General features: G+C 54.4%; 15 protein-coding genes, 4 tRNA genes and 1 pseudogene. 17 read left to right on the top strand and 3 right to left on the bottom strand.

The features are described 5' to 3' along the window. Positions 1 to 6: 6 nt before the first annotated feature. Positions 7 to 591 carry a guanylate kinase gene (gmk, locus tag MUN84_RS08185; protein ID WP_244697401.1) on the top strand — a complete coding sequence of 195 codons (585 nt, stop codon included), beginning with the start codon at positions 7 to 9 and terminating at the stop codon, positions 589 to 591. Then, positions 588 to 1,193 (top strand): nicotinate (nicotinamide) nucleotide adenylyltransferase, encoded by a 606-nt coding sequence (nadD, locus tag MUN84_RS08180; protein WP_244697400.1) that lies wholly within the window; start codon positions 588 to 590, stop codon positions 1,191 to 1,193. Before gmk ends, nadD begins: the two co-directional genes overlap by 4 nt. Positions 1,194 to 1,274: 81 nt before the next feature. On the opposite strand, the gene frr is transcribed toward nadD, so the two are convergent. The 3 genes and pseudogenes from frr to MUN84_RS08165 all read right to left on the bottom strand — a co-directional run bounded on the left by frr (position 1,275) and on the right by MUN84_RS08165 (position 3,351). Beyond that, positions 1,275 to 1,838 carry a ribosome recycling factor gene (gene frr / locus MUN84_RS08175; RefSeq protein ID WP_244697398.1) on the bottom strand — a complete coding sequence of 188 codons (564 nt, stop codon included), beginning with the start codon at positions 1,836 to 1,838 and terminating at the stop codon, positions 1,275 to 1,277. 101 nt (positions 1,839 to 1,939) lie between these two features. Then, positions 1,940 to 2,730, bottom strand: a pseudogene (gene pyrH, locus MUN84_RS08170) (UMP kinase). A gap of 111 nt (positions 2,731 to 2,841) precedes the next feature. Continuing rightward, on the bottom strand, positions 2,842 to 3,351 hold the full coding sequence (locus MUN84_RS08165; protein ID WP_244697394.1) for a biotin/lipoyl-containing protein: 510 nt from the start codon (positions 3,349 to 3,351) through the stop codon (positions 2,842 to 2,844). A 98-nt stretch (positions 3,352 to 3,449) separates the two neighbouring features. Between MUN84_RS08165 and MUN84_RS08160 the strand changes: the two genes are divergently transcribed. The 15 genes from MUN84_RS08160 (at position 3,450) to rpoC (ending at position 20,213) form a co-directional block, all read left to right on the top strand. Then, on the top strand, positions 3,450 to 4,733 hold the full coding sequence (locus tag MUN84_RS08160; protein ID WP_262920674.1) for a M1 family metallopeptidase: 1,284 nt from the start codon (positions 3,450 to 3,452) through the stop codon (positions 4,731 to 4,733). Continuing rightward, positions 4,658 to 5,875, top strand: coding sequence for a M1 family aminopeptidase (locus MUN84_RS08155; protein ID WP_317239209.1), 1,218 nt, complete (start codon positions 4,658 to 4,660; stop codon positions 5,873 to 5,875). Before MUN84_RS08160 ends, MUN84_RS08155 begins: the two co-directional genes overlap by 76 nt. Before the next feature lie 417 nt (positions 5,876 to 6,292). Next, positions 6,293 to 6,375 (top strand) — tRNA-Tyr (locus MUN84_RS08150). A 58-nt stretch (positions 6,376 to 6,433) separates the two neighbouring features. After that, a tRNA-Gly gene (locus tag MUN84_RS08145) sits at positions 6,434 to 6,506 on the top strand. 91 nt (positions 6,507 to 6,597) lie between these two features. Then, positions 6,598 to 6,669: transfer RNA gene (locus tag MUN84_RS08140), tRNA-Thr, on the top strand. Between the two features lie 168 nt (positions 6,670 to 6,837). Beyond that, on the top strand, positions 6,838 to 8,025 hold the full coding sequence (tuf, locus tag MUN84_RS08135; protein WP_185888775.1) for an elongation factor Tu: 1,188 nt from the start codon (positions 6,838 to 6,840) through the stop codon (positions 8,023 to 8,025). Between the two features lie 127 nt (positions 8,026 to 8,152). Next, positions 8,153 to 8,226, top strand: a tRNA-Trp gene (locus MUN84_RS08130). Between the two features lie 59 nt (positions 8,227 to 8,285). Next, positions 8,286 to 8,480, top strand: a complete 195-nt coding sequence (gene secE, locus MUN84_RS08125) for a preprotein translocase subunit SecE (protein WP_188556025.1) — start codon at positions 8,286 to 8,288, stop codon at positions 8,478 to 8,480. An 18-nt stretch (positions 8,481 to 8,498) separates the two neighbouring features. Beyond that, the gene (gene nusG, locus MUN84_RS08120; RefSeq protein WP_110976696.1) at positions 8,499 to 9,065 is read left to right on the top strand and encodes a transcription termination/antitermination protein NusG; all 567 of its coding nucleotides are present in this window, start codon (positions 8,499 to 8,501) and stop codon (positions 9,063 to 9,065) included. 113 nt (positions 9,066 to 9,178) lie between these two features. Beyond that, a complete protein-coding gene (gene rplK, locus MUN84_RS08115) occupies positions 9,179 to 9,622 on the top strand; it encodes a 50S ribosomal protein L11 (RefSeq protein ID WP_022822113.1) in 444 nt (147 codons plus the stop codon). A 19-nt stretch (positions 9,623 to 9,641) separates the two neighbouring features. After that, positions 9,642 to 10,337 carry a 50S ribosomal protein L1 gene (gene rplA / locus MUN84_RS08110; RefSeq protein ID WP_244697393.1) on the top strand — a complete coding sequence of 232 codons (696 nt, stop codon included), beginning with the start codon at positions 9,642 to 9,644 and terminating at the stop codon, positions 10,335 to 10,337. 19 nt (positions 10,338 to 10,356) lie between these two features. Beyond that, the gene (gene rplJ / locus MUN84_RS08105) at positions 10,357 to 10,911 is read left to right on the top strand and encodes a 50S ribosomal protein L10 (protein ID WP_188556028.1); all 555 of its coding nucleotides are present in this window, start codon (positions 10,357 to 10,359) and stop codon (positions 10,909 to 10,911) included. A 63-nt stretch (positions 10,912 to 10,974) separates the two neighbouring features. After that, positions 10,975 to 11,355: a 50S ribosomal protein L7/L12 gene (rplL, locus tag MUN84_RS08100; RefSeq protein WP_045688444.1), complete on the top strand. Its 381-nt coding sequence runs from the start codon at positions 10,975 to 10,977 to the stop codon at positions 11,353 to 11,355. Between the two features lie 287 nt (positions 11,356 to 11,642). Beyond that, positions 11,643 to 15,518 (top strand): DNA-directed RNA polymerase subunit beta, encoded by a 3,876-nt coding sequence (gene rpoB / locus MUN84_RS08095; RefSeq protein ID WP_244698719.1) that lies wholly within the window; start codon positions 11,643 to 11,645, stop codon positions 15,516 to 15,518. 342 nt (positions 15,519 to 15,860) lie between these two features. After that, positions 15,861 to 20,213 carry a DNA-directed RNA polymerase subunit beta' gene (rpoC, locus tag MUN84_RS08090; RefSeq protein ID WP_244697392.1) on the top strand — a complete coding sequence of 1,451 codons (4,353 nt, stop codon included), beginning with the start codon at positions 15,861 to 15,863 and terminating at the stop codon, positions 20,211 to 20,213. Positions 20,214 to 20,263 lie beyond the last annotated feature (50 nt).

Genomic DNA, 20,263 nt, shown 5'->3' with positions numbered 1-20,263 from the left:
TGCCCGATGCAGGGTAAAATCATCGCCTTTTCGGCTCCTTCCGGCGCCGGTAAGACAACTATCGTCCATCGGCTTTTGGAACGGATTCCGGAGCTAAGCTTCTCTATTTCAGCGTGTACCCGCGACAAGCGTGGCCGCACCGAAGCCAACGGCAAGGATTATTACTTCATCTCCGTTCAGGAGTTTCAGGAGAAAATCCGGCACGATGACTTTGTGGAGTGGGAAGAGGTGTATGAAGGAGCCTTTTATGGCACGCTGAAATCAGAGGTTGAGCGCATCTGGCAAAACGGACAGCATGCTGTGCTGGATGTGGATGTAAAAGGTGGCCTCAGTATCAAAGAGTTTTACAAAGACCGCGCCCTTGCGGTTTTCGTGAAGCCTCCGTCGTTGCAGGTTTTGGAGCAGCGTCTACGCAACCGTGCCACTGATTCTGATGCTAGCATCTCGGCCCGTCTTTACAAGGCCAACTTCGAGCTGACTTTTGAAGACCGTTTTGATGTCACCATCGTGAATGACGACTTGGAACGGGCCATCGACGAGGCGGAAAGACTAGTACGCAATTTCATTACGGCTGAATCTGCCATTTTGTGAGCAGCCCTGCTTCCGCCCCAAACGGCCGGAAAGTAGGGCTGCTTTTTGGTTCGTTTAACCCCATTCATACCGGGCACCTGATTCTGGCTCACTCCATGGCCACCCACACTGACTTGGATGAGGTCTGGCTGGTTGTATCACCACAGAGCCCATTTAAGGTAGGCCAAGAGTTATTGCCCGAAGAAGCGCGGTTACGCTTAGTGCAACTTGCTATTGCTGGTAACGACCGATTACGGGCCCTCGATGTGGAATTTAGCATGCCCAAGCCTAGCTACACCATAGATACTTTGGATGAGCTGCGCCGTCGTCACCCGGGCTACCACTTTGTGCTCCTGATGGGAGAGGATAACCTGCCGGGTTTGTCGCGCTGGAAGGACGCTGACCGTATTCTGGCTGAGAATGAGGTGTATGTGTATCCCCGCCCAGGTGTAACGCCTACCGACAGCAAACCGCAGCCGGGAGTGCAGGTTGTAGATGCCCCCTTGCTCGATATATCGGCCACGTTTATACGCAGTTGTGTGCGCGCGGGCAAGTCGATTCGCTACCTCGTGCCGGAACCGGTGGAACAACAAATTCTGGCAGCTGGCTACTGGCGCACATAAGCAGTAGCGTAGATTCTTCACTCACAGAAAAGCCCCAGCTGATACCAATCGGCTGGGGCTTTTCTGTGAGTGAAGCCGAAATCAGATGGTCATGATTTCGGTTTCTTTCTTGCTCAGCAGTTCATCAACCTTGCTGATGTAGCTGTCCGTGAACTTCTGCACTTTCGCCTCGGCATCCTTAACGGCATCCTCGGCGGCACCTTCCTTCTGCAGCTTCCGGAGCGCTTCATTCACGTCCTTGCGAATGCCGCGGATACGAACCTTGCCACTTTCGGACTCATTCTTGGCCTGCTTTACCAGGTCGCGGCGGCGCTCCTCCGTCATGGGCGGAATGTTGAGGCGCACACCTTCGGCATCTGACTGCGGATTCAAGCCCAAGTCGCTATTCTTGATGGCCTTGGCAATTTCGCTGATCATGTTCTTTTCCCAGGGCTTGATGAACAGCGTCCGGGCGTCGGGAGCGGCTACGTTAGCTACCTGCGCTACCGGGGTAGGCGTGCCGTAATAGTCAACTCGCAAAGAATCGAGCATGGCCGGGGTAGCCTTACCCGCGCGGATTCGGGCAAACTCAACCTGCGTGTGCTGCAGGGCTTTGCCCATCGATTCCTCCGCCTCGTCCAGATAAAACTTAATTTCTTCGTCCACTTCTGAAATGTTAAGTGTTGAAAGGTGAATATAAAAGTGAAGAAATGCTGGGCTTGACTGCTAATGTACTACTACCAGTCCGCCGCCGCATGTGATTCTGCTCATGCCTGTTCGCCCGGAGTCTGCTTTAGCGCGGGTTGCAGGCTACTGTGGTGAGCATCAGCCGACTCCGTAGGTGCTGCGCCGTGCATACTTACCAACGTGCCTACACTTTCGCCGTCGAGCAAACGTTGCAGGTTGCCTTCCTTGTTCATGTCGAACACAATAATAGGCAGGTTATTTTCCTTGCACAGGGTAAAGGCCGTCATGTCCATGACGTTGAGTTTTTTCGCCATTACCTCATCAAACGTAATTTGGGGTAGCGCACGGCGGTAGGGTCCTTCTCAGGGTCGGCGGTATAAATGCCATCCACGCGGGTGCCCTTCAGTACCACGTCGGCCTCAATCTCAATGGCCCGCAATGAAGCCGCCGAGTCGGTAGTGAAGTAGGGGGAGCCGATACCAGCCCCGAAAATAACCACGCGTCCTTTCTCTAGGTGGCGCAGAGCCCGCCGGCGGATATACGGCTCGCATACCCGCTGAATGGTTACCCCGGACAGCAGGCGCGTGTTCACATCCAATTTCTCTAGGGCACTTTGCAGGGCCATGGAGTTGATAACCGTGGCCAGCATGCCCATGTAGTCGCCCTGCACCCGGTCGAGCCCGAACGCTTCGGCCTGCACCCCCCGGAAAATGTTGCCGCCCCCGATAACTACGGCTACCTGCGTACCCGTAGCGGCTACTTTCTTGATTTCTTCGGCGTACTGCATGAGCCGGGTGGCATCGATGCCGTACTGTTGCTGACCCATCAGGGCCTCGCCGCTCAGCTTCAGCAGGATTCGGTTGTACTTCAAAACGAGAGAGGTTAAGCGTGGAACGCGGATGTACGTAGGAAGGCCATAAGCAGTACCCTTGGCAGAAGCCCGTGGTAGCCGTTCTGGCTCAATAAATAGGAAAAAGGCAGGTTAGCTGAACTGAATCAGCACCTGCCCTTTGGTTACGTTGTCGCGCAAATTGACTTTAATGGCAGCTACTGTGCCTTCGCCCGGCGCCTTCAGGATGTTTTCCATCTTCATAGCCTCCAGTACCAGCAGCGGGTCGCCTTTCTGAACGGTCTGGCCGGGTTCCACCCGAATATCGACAATCAGACCGGGCATAGGCGCCTTCAGCTCGTTTACCTTGCTGGCGGCCGTGTTGCTCATGCCTAGCTTATCAAGCAGCAAATCAAAACGGTCCTTGGCTTGCAGTTGCAGTTGCTGCCCGTTCAGCTTGAGCACTACCGTTTTGGTGGTGTAATCGGCTGTAATCAACTCGGCGCTGTAGGAGCGGTTGTTGTAAAGCAGATGGTAACGGCCCTGGCCCAGAGGCGTCAAGTCCCATTCAAAAGGCTGCCCATTGACGGTAGTAAGACCATTGGGGCGGTAATCAACCTCCCAAGTTTGGTCGGGGGTGGCGTCGGTGCGTACCTGTAGCATAAGAAGAGGGCGGGAATGGGGCGGAAAAGGGCTTAAAGATAGGCCAATTCTGAAATAAATTCGGAACTTGACCCTCCAATACCCTAGTGCCTTTCCGCATGAAATACCCGGTCCTCGGTGCCTTTATCCTGACGCTTCTGTGCCAGTTTACGGCTTCCGCTCAGGCAGTTAAATCCAGTCGTCCGGCCTCGAGTGTTAGCCATCCGGCTCGCAAGAAAACTCCCGTGTCCGTTGCGCCCACCCCCGCGCCGGCCCAGCAACCCGTGCCGAACTGGCTGCCCTCCACCAACCCTGTGCAGCCCGCTGCCACCATCCTCCATGACCTGGTCGATACCAAGCTGGACGTGCGTTTCGACTGGGCCAAGCAGTGGCTCTTGGGTACGGCTACCCTCACCCTGCACCCACACTTCTACCCCCAAAACCAGTTGGTGCTCGATGCCAAGGGGTTCGACGTGAAAAGCGTGGAGCTTCTCAACGGTGTTAAAAAAGGCCGGGACCTGAAGTACAGCTACGATAAGAAGAAGCTAACCATTACGCTGGACCGCCAGTATCCGCGCACCGAGCAGTATCAGGTCCGAATTCAGTACGTGGCCAAGCCTAATGAGCTGCCTAAGGGTGGGAGCGAAGCTATTACCGAAGACAAGGGTCTGTACTTTATTAATCCTCTCGGCACGAACAAGGACAAGCCCCGCCAGGTATGGACCCAGGGTGAGACGGAGGGTAGCTCCTGCTGGTTCCCAACCATTGATAAGCCCAACCAGCGCATGACTCAGGAAATCAGCCTGACGGTTGAGAATGGGTTTAAAACCTTATCGAATGGCTTGTTGGTATCCTCCCGCCGTAACTCGGACGGCACCCGTACGGATGTCTGGAAGCAAAACCTACCCCACGCGCCCTACCTAACCATGCTGGCCGCCGGTAACTTTGCAGTGGTGACAGACACGTGGCGCGGCAAACCCATTGAGTATTATGTCGATCCGCCCTACCAGTACACGGCCAAGCAAGTGTTCGGCAATACGCCCGAAATGCTGGATTTTTTCTCCAAAAAGCTGGGGGTGGACTACCCCTGGGAGAAGTACGCGCAGGTAGCCGTGCACGATTTTGTGTCAGGGGCCATGGAAAATACCTCGGCCTCCACGTTCCAGCAGCAGTTAGTGCAATTCAACTCCCGGGAGCTAGCCGACATATCCTACGAGCCCGAGTCCGTTATCGCGCACGAGCTATTCCACCAGTGGTTCGGCGACTACGTAACTACGGAGTCTTGGTCTAACCTGCCCTCAACGAGTCCTTTGCCGATTACTCCGAACTGCTGTGGGCCGAACAGAAATACGGGGCAGATGCCGCCGCGCTGGTGCAGCAAACCAAGCTCCGCAACTACCTAGAGGAAGCGCAGATGAAGCGCGAGCCATTGATTCGCTACCGCTACGCTAACCGGGAGGACATGTTCGACCGGCACTCCTACGACAAGGGTGGGCGCGTGCTGCACATGCTACGCAAGTACGTAGGCAATGATGCCTTCTTTACTTCCCTAAACCGCTACCTCACCCAGAATAAGCTATCCAGCACGGAGCTTGCCAAGCTGCGCATTGCATTCGAGGAAACGACTGGAGAGGACTTGATGTGGTTTTTCGATCAGTGGTTTTTGCAGCGCGGCCACCCAGAGCTGCGCGTTACCCACTCTTTCGAGAATAGCCAAGTAGTGTTGCACGTGCAGCAGGTGCAGGATACCCTGTACCAGCCCGTCTACCGCCTACCAGTTACGGTGGCTACCTGGAACGGCGGGCAACCCACAGAACATCGGATTCTCATCACCAAAGCCGACCAAACCTTTCACCTGCCCGTCAATCAGCGGCCTAACCTCGTCAAGTTCGACCACGAAGGAACGTTGCTGGCGCAGGTTGATGAGACCCAAACGCAGGAGGAACTATTGTATCAGCTGAGCCACGCCCGCGGCTACCTACAAAAATACGCCGCCATTCAAGGCCTACGCAGCAAAACCGCTGACCTCACAGTTAGCTCTGCCTTTCGGAATGCCTTATCAGACCCGTTCTGGGCTACCCGGGTAGCCGCACTAGATGGACTACGGCGGTACCGGGGCGCCGAGGGCAGCGCAGTTCGTAAGGATTTGCAGCGCGTGGCCCTGAATGAGAAAAAAGGGGTAGTAAGAGCTGCGGCTATCAGCGTTTTATCCTCCTTCCAGAATGAGGACTTCAGCGAAGTGTACGCCGCTGCCCTAAAGGACAGTTCGTATCTGGTGGTAGGGGCAGCCGTTGATGCCTTGTCTAAAGCTCCTACTGCCGCCACTCGTACTCAGGTAGCCGCCCTGCAAGAAACCAAAAATTCCGCCCTACTTACAGCTTTGTCGAATTACTACGGGCTCAATGGTACCCTCGACGACTACTCGTGGTTTCTACGGCGCAGTCAGGATGCCCCCGCGGAGGTACTGTATGTGATGCTTGAAAACTTCGGCACACTCATGCAGCGCATGCCCCCATTGAGCGGGAGAAAGGTATCCAGCGCTTAGAGACTTTAGCTCGGACGCATCCACAGATGTACGTGCGGCTCGGAGCATACAAGGGTTTGCATCAGCTTACAACCAGCATGCCCACGCTCAAACCTATCTTGCAAGACATCCGCAACAAAGAGAAAGACGACAGCCTAAAGTCGATGTACAGCCTTATTCAATAAAAAAAACCAATTTTTTTCAGGCACGATGAGCCCAAGCGGGCTGATCGTTTTTGTTAGGTAGTCAATTGGTTAGGTAATGATAACGCGAGAGTAGGAGCTAGTCAGCAGAAAAAAGTTAAAACCTTTTTTTACGGTAGACTTGACTTACACCAGAAAGCCTCTAATTTTGCAACTCCAATCGACACAGTAACCGTAGCGGCTACTACCAGAACGGAGGGCTTCTTTCTTACAAGCGGTAAGAAAGCAGATAATTGGGGGGGTTCCAGAGTGGCCAAATGGGACAGACTGTAACTCTGTTAGCGCAAGCTTTCGAAGGTTCGAATCCTTCTCCCCCCACAATAGTGAAAAGAGCAACTGGTAGATTCGTTTTACTAGTTACTCTTCTTTCACACACGCGGGAGTAGCTCAGTTGGTAGAGCGGCAGCCTTCCAAGCTGCAGGTCGCGGGTTCGAACCTCGTCTCCCGCTCGGTGCCCAAGGCGGCAGTGAGAAATAACAACCCATAGCGTCGGCTGGCAAATGTTCTTCTCCTGTTGTATCTTTGCCAAACCTAAAATAAGCCGTTTTAGCTCAGTGGTAGAGCACTTCCTTGGTAAGGAAGAGGTCATGGGTTCAAATCCCATAAATGGCTCAGAATTTACGAGTACCAACGGGGCAGCGCGACTGCACCGTTTGGCTCTGTCAGCAAGTAAAGCGACGTGCAGTCCCGACTAAGCGGAGCTGTGTTTCGCTTTCTTACTGTATAGACTAGTCGCGTTTTCCCCCTCTTTACCTCAAAATTCCTCTTAATCTCTTTACAATGGCTAAAGAAAATTTTGACCGGTCCAAGCCGCACGTAAACATCGGCACGATTGGTCACGTGGACCACGGCAAAACCACCCTGACGGCTGCTATCACCATGGTGTTGGCTAACAAAGGTCTGGCTGCCAAGCGCGACTTCTCTTCGATCGACAATGCTCCCGAAGAAAAAGAGCGTGGTATCACGATCAACACGTCGCACGTAGAATACGCTACCGAAAACCGTCACTACGCTCACGTTGACTGCCCTGGTCACGCTGACTATGTGAAGAACATGGTAACGGGTGCTGCTCAGATGGACGGTGCTATCCTCGTGGTAGCTGCTACCGACGGCCCAATGCCCCAGACTCGTGAGCACATCCTGCTCGCCCGTCAGGTAGGTGTTCCTCAGCTGGTAGTGTTCATGAACAAAGTGGACATGGTGGATGACCCCGAGCTGCTCGAGCTGGTGGAAATGGAAATCCGCGAACTGCTCTCGTTCTATGACTTCGACGGTGACAACATTCCGGTTATCCAGGGCTCGGCTCTGGGCGGCCTGAACGGCGACGCTGCTTGGGTTCCCAAGATTGAGGAGCTGATGGCTGCTGTTGACAGCTACATTCCAATTCCTGCTCGTCTGACCGACCTGCCCTTCCTGATGCCCGTAGAGGACGTATTCTCTATCACGGGTCGTGGAACGGTTGCTACCGGCCGTATCGAGCGTGGTATCATCAACTCGGGTGAGCAAGTTGAAATCCTGGGCATGGGTGCTGAGAACCTCAAGTCGACCGTAACGGGCGTTGAGATGTTCCGCAAAATCCTTGACCGTGGTGAAGCTGGTGACAACGTAGGTCTGCTGCTCCGCGGTATTGAAAAAGAAGCCATCCGTCGTGGTATGGTTATCTGCAAGCCCGGTTCGGTTAAGCCTCACACCAAGTTCAAGGCTGAAGTGTACGTACTGTCGAAAGAGGAAGGTGGTCGTCACACTCCGTTCTTCAACAACTACCGTCCTCAGTTCTATTTCCGCACCACCGACGTAACCGGTATCATCTCGCTGGGCGAGGGTGTAGAGATGGTAATGCCTGGTGACAACGTAACCATCTCGGTTGAGCTGATCAACTCGGTAGCTATGGAAAAAGGTCTGCGTTTCGCTATCCGCGAAGGTGGCCGTACTGTAGGTGCTGGTCAGGTAACTGAAATCACAGAATAGTTTCGACCTTCCCTGGTGAAATAATGCAAATCCGCTCTCGATTTTTTCGGGGGCGGATTTGTTTTGTTTAAAGAGTTCCATACATTTGCAGTCCCAATCCAGCACCTTGACTGGATAGGACGCATACACGGGCGTAGTTCAAGGGTAGAATAGAGGTCTCCAAAACCTTTGATGGGAGTTCGAATCTCTCCGCCCGTGCCACTAAGAACTACGGCTGCTTCGGCAGCCGTAGCTTTAAACACCAAACTGGTGCCGCTATCATGAGCAAGCTAACAAACTACTTCCGGGAAACCTCCGAAGAGATGCGCTACAAAGTGACGTGGCCTTCATTGGAGGAACTGCAGAAAAGTGCCGGTCTGGTGCTGATTGGTTCGTTGCTGTTTGCCGGGGTAGTGGGCTTAATGGATGTTGCTTTTAGCAAAAGCTTAGAAGCATTTTACCAATCGTTCCGTTAATCGGTAGAGTATACGACAATGGGCGAGTTGAAGTGGTACGTAGTCCGCTCGGTAAGCGGACAAGAGAAAAAAGCCAAGACCTATCTGGAAACTGAGATTGGCCGTCACGGGCTTTCTGACTTAGTACCCCAGGTATTGATTCCGGTGGAGAAGGTGTTCGAGATGCGCAACGGCAAAAAGCGCGTGCGTGAGCGGAACCTGTACCCCGGATACATCATTATCCACGCTGACCTGACTCACGGAGAGGTAGACCACATTATTACTAGCACGCCTGGAGTAATTGGCTTCCTAAGTGATAAAGAAGGGAAAGCTGCTAATCAGAACACGAAGCCAGTTCCGCTGCATATTTCGGAAGTAAACCGCATTCTTGGGATTGTGGATGAAGCGGAAGAGCAGACCGCTACCCTGGAGACGCCTTTTGTAGTTGGTGAGTTGGTAAAGATTGTGGATGGCGGTTTCGCGGGTATGTCGGGTACAGTATCGGAGGTGTTCGAGGAACGGAAGAAACTGAATGTTATCGTCAAAATTTTCGGCCGTAGCACTCCTATGGAGTTGAGCTACACCCAGGTCGAGAAGGAAGCGTAGCTCATATAACGTCACCGGTTATCCGCTCCGGATCGGTGGTGCTTCCACTAGGAGCAAGTAAAAACTGAGGAAGCTGCGTGTTACGATGCAGATTTCGAAGCCTTTCAAACCAAATGGCCAAAGAAATTAGAGGTTATCTGAAGCTTCAGATAAAGGGAGGTGCCGCAAACCCTGCGCCGCCGGTTGGACCTGCACTTGGTAGCAAAGGCCTTAATATCATGGAGTTCTGCAAGCAGTTCAATGCTCGCACCCAGGATAAGGCCGGCCAAGTTTGTCCTGTACTCATCACCATGTACACCGACAAGTCGTTTGACTTCGTGGTGAAGACTCCTCCGGTGCCGGTTCTCCTGATGGAGGCTGCCAAGCTCCAGAGCGGTTCGAAAGAGCCCAACCGTAACAAGGTTGGCTCGGTGTCATGGGACCAGGTACGCACCATCGCCGAGACGAAGATGCCAGACCTGAATGCTTTCAAAGTGGAGTCGGCAATGTTGCAAGTAGCCGGTACGGCTCGTAGCATGGGCATCACTGTGTCGGGCACTTCTCCTTTCGCTGAATAATTTAACGACGGAGTAAGACATGGCACAAGTAAGCAAAAAGCGCAAGGAAGCCCTTGCCAAGCACGACCTGACCGAAGTTCGGAATCTGGTAGAAGCCGCCAAAGTGGTAAAGGATATCACCTATACCAAGTTTGACGCTTCCGTGGATATCGACGTTCGTCTGGGCGTTGACCCCCGCAAAGCTGACCAGATGGTACGTGGCGTAGCCACGTTGCCCCACGGTACCGGCAAAACTGTTCGCGTTCTGGCCTTGGTTACCGCCGACAAAGAAGCTGAAGCTACTGCAGCTGGTGCTGACTACGTTGGTTTAGATGACTATATCTCGAAAATCGAGAAAGGTTGGACCGATATCGACGTAATCATCACGATGCCGTCGGTAATGGCTAAGGTTGGCCGTCTGGGTCGCGTACTGGGTCCTCGTGGCCTAATGCCAAACCCCAAGTCGGGCACGGTTACAACTGACGTAGCTAAAGCTGTACAGGAAGTGAAGGCTGGTAAAATCGACTTTAAAGTTGACAAGACCGGTATCATTCACTGCTCAGTAGGCAAGGTGTCGTTCGACGAGCAGAAGCTCGCTGAAAACGCCATCGAAGTAATCCAGACGCTTCAGCGTTTGAAGCCTTCGTCAGCTAAGGGCACTTATATCAAGAGCATCACGCTTTCGAGCACGATGTCGCCTGCCGTTCCGGTTGACACCCAGGTAACTTCCGCTTAATTTTAATCAACACGACGATATGATCCGGGAAGAAAAACAAGCCCTCGTCGACGAGTTGAGCGAGAAGTTTCAATCGCACAACGCGTTCTACATTGCCGATGCTTCGGGAATGTCGGTGGCGAAAATCAACGAATTCCGTCGCCTGTGCTTTAACCGCGGCATGGAGTTCAAAGTGTACAAGAACACCTTCATCCGTAAGGCTCTCGACACCCTGGGTGGCGACACTTCGGAGATGGACGCAGCGCTGAAAGGCCAGTCGGGCATCCTGTTCTCGAAAGAGTCGGGCAATGCTCCCGCCAAACTGCTTCAGGACTTTTACAAGGCACAGAACTACGGTAAGAACGTAGAGCCCCGTCCCGCGCTGAAAGGTGCCTATGTTGATGCTAGCATTTACATCGGCGCCAACCAGCTCAGCAGCCTCAGCACGCTGAAAGGCAAAAACGAGCTTATCGGTGATGTTATCGGTCTGCTCCAGTCGCCCGCCAAAAACGTTATCTCTGCTCTATCGAGCGGTGGCAACATCTTGGCTGGTCTTATCAAAACGCTTTCCGAAAAAGAAGAGGTTGCAGGCTAACCGCTGCTCATCTTTTTCACTTTCAATTTCCTTCAACAACCCCCTTTTTAACAATCTACAGAAATGGCAGATTTGAAAGCATTCGCCGAGCAGCTCGTTAGCCTGACGGTAAAAGAAGTAAACGAACTGGCTACTATCCTGAAAGACGAGTATGGCATTGAGCCTGCTGCTGCTGCTCCAGTAATGGTAGCTGGTGGTGCTGGCGCTGGTGCTGCTGAAGCCGCTGAGGAGAAGACTTCGTTCGACGTAATCCTGAAGGCTGCCGGTGGCCAGAAGCTGGCTGTTGTAAAGCTGGTGAAAGACCTGACCGGCCTGGGCCTGAAAGAAGCCAAAGAACTGGTTGACGGTGCTCCTAAGCCCCTGAAAGAAGGTGTTGCTAAAGACGAAGCTGAGTCGCTGAAGAAGCAACTGGAAGAAGCTGGCGCTGAAGTAGAAGTTAAGTAATTTCTGCTGCCTGCTCGTAAAACCAGCAAATATGGAGAGGCCTGGCAACTAAGCCAGGTCTTTTCCTGTTTGTAGGCAACAAACTAGTCGGAAGTCCGTTTGCACGCCGCTTTGCGGCTTTTCGTGCCTACGGCTGCCAGAAGCGCGAGGTTCTGCTTTGCGCTTTCGTGCGCCCAAAACTTCCGTTCTCCTCAGGTTTCTGGCCTTGCTAGTTACTTGAGTTGGATTCTCTCAGTATCCATTTCCTAACCCCACATACATTGGCTACACCGAAAGCACAGACAGGCCTGCAAAAACTGCAGGCGGCTGACGAGCGGATCAACTTCGCCAAGATTAAAAAGGTTATTGAGTACCCGGATTTCCTGGACGTGCAGGTTCGCTCGTTCATGGATTTCTTCCAGTTGGAAACGGCTGCCGAGAACCGTACCGATGAGGGTCTTTTCAAAGTATTCGCCGAGAACTTCCCGATTTCGGACTCGCGTGAAAACTTCGTGCTGACCTTCATCGACTACCACGTTGACCCGCCCAAGTACTCTGTTGACGAGTGCATTGACCGGGGCTTGACGTACTCGGTGCCGCTGAAAGCTAAGTTGCGCCTCGTCTGCAACGACACGGACAACGAAGATTTCGAAACGATTGAGCAGGAAGTGTTCCTCGGGAACATTCCCTACATGACCGAAAAGGGCTCTTTCGTGATTAACGGGGCAGAGCGCGTTATCGTTTCGCAGCTGCACCGTTCGCCCGGAGTGTTCTTTGCCCAGAGCAAGCACACCAATGGCACGAAACTGTATTCGGCCCGTATCATTCCGTTCAAAGGTTCGTGGATTGAATTCGCCACGGACGTGAACAACGTGATGTATGCGTACATCGACCGGAAGAAGAAATTTCCGGTTACGACGCTGCTGCGTGCTATCGGCTACGGCACCGATAAAGACATTCTCGACCTGTTCGGGCTGTCAGAAGAGGTGAAGGCCGATAAGAAAAATCTCAAGAAAGCAGTAGGTCGCAAGTTAGCTGCCCGGGTACTCCGCACCTGGACGGAAGACTTCGTGGACGAGGATACCGGTGAAGTGGTGTCCATCGACCGGAACGAGGTTTTGCTGGAGCGTGACTCGACCATCGAGGAGGAGGACATCGACGTAATCCTGAATGCCGGGGCCAAGTCGGTGATTCTGCACCGTGAGAACGTAAACATTGCCGACTACGCAATTATTTACAACACTCTGCAGAAGGACAACTCCAACTCGGAGAAAGAAGCCGTGGAGCAAATCTACCGTCAGCTCCGGAACACGGAGGCTCCTGACGAAGAGACAGCCCGCGACATTATCCAAAAGCTATTCTTCTCGGACAAGCGCTACGACCTCGGGGATGTAGGCCGCTACCGTATTAATAAGAAGCTGGGTATTGACACGAACTGGGAGGCTCGCGTGCTAACCAATGAGGACATTGTTCTCATCGTGAAATACCTGATTGGTTTGATCAACTCGAAGGCCATTGTCGATGACATTGACCACTTGTCGAACCGCCGGGTACGTACGGTAGGGGAGCAGCTTTACGCTCAATTTGGCGTAGGTCTGGCCCGTATGGCGCGTACCATCAAGGAGCGCATGAACGTGCGCGACAACGAGGACTTCAAGCCGGTTGACCTGATCAACGCCCGTACGCTGTCGTCGGTAATCAACTCCTTCTTCGGTACTAACCAGTTGTCGCAGTTCATGGACCAGACGAACCCGCTGGCCGAGGTGACGCACAAGCGTCGCGTATCGGCACTGGGGCCAGGAGGTCTGTCGCGCGAGCGGGCTGGTTTTGAAGTACGTGACGTTCACTACACGCACTACGGCCGCTTGTGCACCATCGAAACGCCGGAAGGACCGAACATCGGTCTGATTTCGTCGCTGTGCGTGCACGCCCGGGTAAACTCGATGGGCTTTATCGAAACTCCCTACCGTACGGTAGAGAACGGTAAGGTCGACATCACCGAGAACGTGAAGTACCTGACGGCCGAGGAGGAAGATACTCACCACATCGCGCAGGCCAACGCCCGCATCGATGAACAGGGTAACTTCATCAACGAGCTGGTAAAAGGCCGTTTCGAAGGTGACTTCCCGGTAGTAGGTCCGGATGAGTACAGTTACATGGACGTAGCCCCGAACCAGATTGTATCGGTGGCTGCTTCACTGATTCCGTTTCTGGAGCACGACGACGCTAACCGTGCCCTGATGGGTTCGAACATGCAACGTCAGGCGGTTCCGCTCTTGAAGGCTGAGGCTCCCATCGTGGGCACTGGCCTGGAAGGCCGCGTAGCCATCGACTCCCGCACGCTGGTAGTAGCCGAAGGCGACGGTGTAATTGACTACGTAGATGCTAACCGCATTGTAGTGAAGTACGACCTGACGGAAGACGACATCCTCGTAAGCTTCGACGCTGAGAAGATTTCGTACGACCTGATCAAGTTCCGTCGTACCAACCAGGATACCTGCATCAACCTGACACCCCTCGTGAAGAAGGGTGAGCGGGTAACCAAAGGACAGCCCCTCTGCGAAGGCTACGGCACGAACAAAGGTGAGCTAGCTCTGGGCCGCAATATGCAGGTGGCCTTTATGCCGTGGCAGGGCTACAACTTCGAAGATGCTATTGTCATCTCGGAGAAAGTAGTGCGCGACGACATCTTCACCTCGATTCACATTGAGGAGTTTGAGTTGGAAGTGCGCGAAACCAAGCGCGGCGAAGAAGAGCTGACCTCGGAAATTCCGAACGTGAGCGAAGAAGCCGTGCGCAACCTCGACGACAACGGTATCATCCGTCTAGGCGCTGAGGTTCGCGAAGGTGACATTCTCATCGGCAAGATCACGCCGAAAGGCGAAACCGATCCGACCCCGGAAGAGAAGCTGCTCCGCGCCATCTTTGGTGACAAAGCCGGCGACGTGAAAGACGCCTCCCTTAAGGCGCCACCGTCCCTGAATGGGGTAGTAATTGGCACTAAGCTGTTCTCGCGTCCGAAGAAAGACAAAAACCTGCGGGCCAAGTCGAAGAAGGAAGTAGAAGAACTGAAGGAGTCGTACGCTCGGGAACTGCGCGGCATCAAAGCCGTGATGATCGAGAAGCTGGTGCAGCTGCTGGAAGGCAAAACCTCCCAGGGCGTGAAGCACAAGTTTGGCGACGAAATCCTGACCAAGGGTGTGAAATTTGGGAAGAAGAACATCACGGAAGCGTTGTTCCCCGAAAAGAACCCCTATAAGGATGAGAGCAACTACGCCGTGCCGGAAGAGGTGAACATGTTCAAAGACCTCATTCTGGAGAACTGGACCGCTGATGCGCGTGTGAATGGTATGCTGCTCGACTTGGTGAAAAACTATGCCAAGAAGCGCAACACCATCACGGCCCGCTTCAAGCGCGACCGGTTCACGCTGGAAGTAGGCGACGAGCTCCCCGCCGGCATTGTGCAGCTGGCCAAAGTATACATCGCCAAGAAGCGTAAGCTGAAGGTGGGTGATAAAATGGCCGGCCGTCACGGTAACAAAGGGGTAGTAGCCCGCATCGTGCGCGATGAGGACATGCCTTTCCTGCCTGACGGTACTCCGATGGACATCGTGCTCAACCCGCTTGGTGTACCGAGCCGGATGAACATTGGTCAGATTTACGAAACCGTACTGGGTTGGGCCGGCCTGAAGCTGGGCCGCACCTACGCTACCCCAATTTTCGATGGTGCTACCGAAGAGGAAGTATCGCGCGAGTTGACGGAAGCGGGTCTGCCAACCTTCGGCCGGGCGTACCTGCACGACGGTTTAACCGGTCAGCGTTTCGACCAGCCGGTAACCGTAGGTGTGATTTACATGCTGAAGCTGGGTCACTTGGTTGATGACAAGATGCACGCCCGTTCTATCGGACCGTACTCGCTCATCACCCAGCAGCCCCTCGGCGGTAAAGCCCAGTTCGGTGGTCAGCGCTTCGGCGAAATGGAAGTGTGGGCTCTCGAAGCCTTCGGTGCTTCCAACGTCCTCCAGGAAATCCTGACGGTGAAGTCGGATGACGTGGTAGGCCGTGCTAAAGCGTACGAAGCCATTGTAAAAGGCGACGTACTGCCCAAGCCGAATATCCCCGAGTCATTCAACGTACTCATTCACGAGTTACGCGGTCTGGCCCTGGAAATTACGCTTGACTAGGGTTTGAAAGAAGTGGCTGCTGACGCACATGTGTCGGCAGCCACTTTTCAAGTCTTATTATATAGAGTACCCGCGGTTCGGGAAATCGATAACAGCCGCTGCCGGCGTCGTTCCGAGATATGGTCAGAACGACATCAACCTTCGGTAGTAGTTGGCCGCAACTTGATTCAGGTTCTGAATCACCCAATTACTAGACCTGGCGGAAACCTACTGCGTGGCGTACCTATCCGACCCGCAGAGCACTTTTCGCAGAGTCGAACTGTTACGTTCTTTCCGACTACTCTTAAGATTAGCGGAACCAATGAACAGATAAAAGCCACCAGCTAACAACAGCTACTCTACATGGCGTTTGCAAAAAACAAGAAACTGGTACAGGACTTCTCGAAAGTTACTATTTCGCTGGCCTCGCCCGAATCCATTCTGGAGCGGTCAAACGGTGAGGTAGTAAAGCCCGAGACGATCAACTACCGGACGTACAAGCCCGAGATGGGCGGCCTGTTTTGCGAGCGGATTTTCGGTCCGGTAAAGGACTGGGAATGCCACTGCGGCAAATACAAGCGGATTCGCTACAAAGGCATCATCTGCGACCGTTGCGGCGTGGAGGTGACCGAGAAGAAAGTGCGTCGGGAGCGGATGGGCCACATCGAACTGGTGGTGCCCGTTGCGCACATCTGGTACTTTAAGTCGTTGCCCAACAAAATCGGCTACCTGCTGGGCCTGCCCACCAAGAAGCTCGACCAGATTATCTATTACGAGCGGTACGTAGTCGTGCAGCCCGGTGTACTTGCCGAAGAAGGCGTACAGCAGTTGGACTTCCTGACCGAAGACGAATACCTCGACATCATCGACAAGCTCCCCCGCGAGAACCAGATGCTGCCGAATGAGGACCCGAACAAATTCATTGCCCGGATGGGAGCTGATGCGCTGCAACTCCTGCTGGAGCGCACCAACCTCGACGAGCTGTCCTATAGCCTTCGTGACTCGGCTGCCCACGAGACTTCGCAGCAGCGTAAGGCTGAGGCGTTGAAGCGTCTGCGCGTGGTAGAAGCGTTCCGCGACGCGGCTACCCGCATCGAGAACAAGCCTGAGTGGATGGTAATCCGCATGGTGCCGGTGATTCCGCCGGAACTACGCCCGCTCGTGCCGTTGGACGGTGGCCGTTTCGCCACTTCCGACTTGAACGACCTGTACCGTCGCGTTATTATCCGCAACAACCGCCTCAAGCGCCTAATCGAAATCAAGGCTCCCGAGGTGATTCTGCGGAACGAGAAGCGCATGCTGCAGGAAGCTGTTGACTCGCTCTTCGACAACTCGCGTAAGGTGAATGCCGTGCGCGCCGAAGGTAACCGGGCCCTGAAGTCGCTGTCTGATATGCTGAAAGGCAAGCAGGGCCGCTTCCGTCAGAACTTGCTCGGTAAGCGTGTGGACTACTCTGGCCGTTCGGTTATTGTAGTAGGCCCCGAGCTGAAGCTGCACGAGTGCGGTCTGCCCAAGAACATGGCGGCCGAGCTGTTCAAGCCGTTCATCATCCGTAAGCTCATTGAGCGCGGTATCGTGAAGACGGTGAAATCAGCGAAGAAAATCGTTGACCGCAAGGACGCTGTGGTATGGGACATCCTGGAGAACGTGCTGAAAGGCCACCCAGTGCTCCTGAACCGGGCTCCTACCTTGCACCGCTTGGGTATCCAGGCGTTCCAGCCCCGCCTCATTGAGGGCAAGGCTATTCAGCTGCACCCGCTAGTGTGTACGGCCTTCAACGCTGACTTTGACGGTGACCAGATGGCTGTGCACGTTCCCCTGGGACCGGCTGCTATTCTGGAAGCCTCCATGCTCATGCTGGCGTCGCACAATATCCTGAACCCGGCCAACGGCGCGCCCATTGCGGTACCGTCGCAGGACATGGTTCTGGGCTTGTACTACGTGACCAAAGGCAAGCGCAGCACCGACGATGAGCAGATCCAGGGCGAAGGCCGCATGTTCTACTCGGACGAGGAGGTAGTAATTGCCCTGAACGAAGGTCAGCTCTCGAAGCACGCCTATATTAAGGTGCGCACGCAGGTTCGCGACGAAGAAGATAACCTCGTTACGAAGATCATCGAGACCGTAGCTGGCCGCGTGCTGTTCAACCAGCTCGTGCCCACCGAAGTAGGTTTTGTGGATGAACTGCTGACCAAGAAAAAGCTGCAGCAGATCATTTCGATGGTGTTCAAGCGGACCGGCATGGCCCGCACCGCACAGTTCCTCGACGACATCAAGACGCTGGGTTTCCAGTCGGCTTACAAAGGTGGTCTGTCGATGGGTCTGGGCGACATCCAGATTCCGAAAGAGAAGGATGCCCTGGTTCTGCAAGCGCAGAACGACGTGAAGGCCGTTACTCAGAACTACCAGATGGGTCTGATTACCGACAACGAGCGTTACAACCAGGTTATCGATATCTGGACCCGCATCAACAACCAAATCACTGAAACCCTCATGGGTCGCCTCGAAAAGGAGAACCAGGGCTTCAACTCGATTTACATGATGATGCACTCCGGTGCTCGTGGCTCGCGCGAGCAGATTCGTCAGCTCGGCGGTATGCGGGGTCTGATGGCTAAGCCGCAAAAGTCGCTACAGGGTTCAGTTGGTGAGATTATCGAAAACCCGATTCTGTCTAACTTCAAAGAAGGCCTGGACGTAATCGAGTACTTCATTTCGACCCACGGTGCTCGTAAGGGTCTGGCTGACACCGCTCTGAAGACGGCTGACGCCGGCTACCTGACGCGTCGTCTGGTAGACGTATCGCAAGACGTCATCGTGAACGAGGTGGATTGCGGTACCCTGCGTGGCATAGAAACCTTCGCCCTGAAGGATAACGAGGACGTAGTGGAGCCGCTGGCTGAGCGTATCCTGGGCCGCGTGGCCGTTCACGACATCGTGGACCCGCTGACGGACGAGGTTATTCTGGCAGCTGGTGAGGAAATCACCGAGGAAATTACGCGTCGTATCGACAACACCAGCATCGAATCGGTGGAAATCCGCTCGGTACTGACCTGCGAATCGAAGCGTGGTATCTGCGGCAAGTGCTACGGCCGTAACCTGTCGTCGGGCCGCATGGTCCAGAAGGGCGAAGCGGTTGGCGTAATTGCTGCCCAGTCCATCGGTGAGCCTGGTACCCAGCTGACCCTGCGTACTTTCCACGTAGGTGGTACAGCTTCTAACATTGCCGTTGAAGCTAGCCTGCGCGCCAAGTTCGCCGGGGTGGTTGAGTTCGAAGATATCCGGACTGTAGAAACCGCAAACGCCGATGGCGAGCCGGTGAAAGTAGTGATGGGTCGCTCGGGCGAAATCCGCATCGTAGAGAAAGGCACCGGCAAAGTGTTCATCTCGAACCACGTTCCCTACGGCTCTTTCCTGCTCGTTGACGAAGGTCAGGAGGTAGAGAAAGGTCAGGAGCTCAACAACTGGGACCCTTACAATGCCGTTATTCTGGCCGAGTTCGACGGTACCATCCAGTACGACGCCATCACGGAAGGCATTACCTACCGCGAGGAGTCGGATGAGCAGACGGGTCACCGCGAGAAAGTAATCATCGAATCGAAGGCGAAGGACCAGAACCCCGCCATCATCGTGCGCCCCGGCAAAAAGGGCGACATGGAAGGTTCGAAAGGCTACTCTATCCCGGTAGGTTCGCACTTGAACGTCGAGAACGGCGAGAAAATCAAGGCTGGTCAGATTCTGGCCAAGATTCCGCGTGCCGTGGGCAAAACCCGCGACATTACCGGTGGTCTGCCCCGTGTTACGGAACTCTTCGAAGCGCGTAACCCCTCGAACCCGGCCGTTGTGTCGGAAATCGACGGTGTGGTAACCTACGGTACGGTGAAGCGTGGTAACCGTGAAATCTTCGTGGAGTCGAAAGACGGCGTCAAGAAGAAATACATGGTGCCGCTGTCCAAGCACATTCTGGTGCAGGACAACGACTTCATCCGCGCGGGTGCTCCGCTTTCCGACGGTGCTATTACGCCTTCGGACATCCTGAGCATCCAGGGCCCCGGTGCCGTGCAGGAATACCTCGTGAACGAGATTCAGGAAGTATACCGCTTGCAGGGTGTGAAAATCAACGATAAGCACATCGAGGTGGTAGTTCGCCAGATGATGCAGAAAGTTGTGATTCTCGACGCTGGCGACACGTCGTTCCTCGAACACCAGGTAATCGACAAGATTATCTTTATGGAGGAAAACGATACCATCATCGACATGAAGGTGGTAACCAACGCCGGCGACTCGACGAACCTGAAGCCCGGTCAGATTGTGACGGCTCGCCGCCTGCGCGACGAGAACAGCAGCCTGCGCCGCCGCGACCTGCAGCTGGTAGAAGTACGCGACGCCCAGCCGTCCGTATCCCGCCCGACCCTGCAGGGTATCACCCAGGCGTCGTTGGGTACCCAGTCGTTCATCTCGGCCGCTTCCTTCCAGGAAACGACCAAGGTGCTGTCGGAAGCTGCCATCCGTGGCAAGGCCGACGAACTGCTGGGCCTGAAGGAGAACGTAATCGTAGGTCACCTCATCCCGGCCGGTACCGGTCTGCGCGAGTACACGCGTCAGATCGTTGGCTCGAAGGAGGAACTGGAAGCCCAACAGGCCGCCAAGACCGAGGAAGCCGCGGCTCCTACCAAGCGTCCCGCCCGCGCCTCGCGCCGCGAGTCGGTGTCGGAGTAAGCTAGGAAATTGAGTAAATGAAGAAAGCCGGCTGGGGAAACCCGGCCGGC

The organism is Hymenobacter sp. 5516J-16, from assembly GCF_022919335.1.
Lineage (GTDB): Bacteria > Bacteroidota > Bacteroidia > Cytophagales > Hymenobacteraceae > Hymenobacter > Hymenobacter sublimis.
Note: the sequence above shows the minus strand (reverse complement) of the source record. Positions and strands in the feature narration are given on the sequence as shown.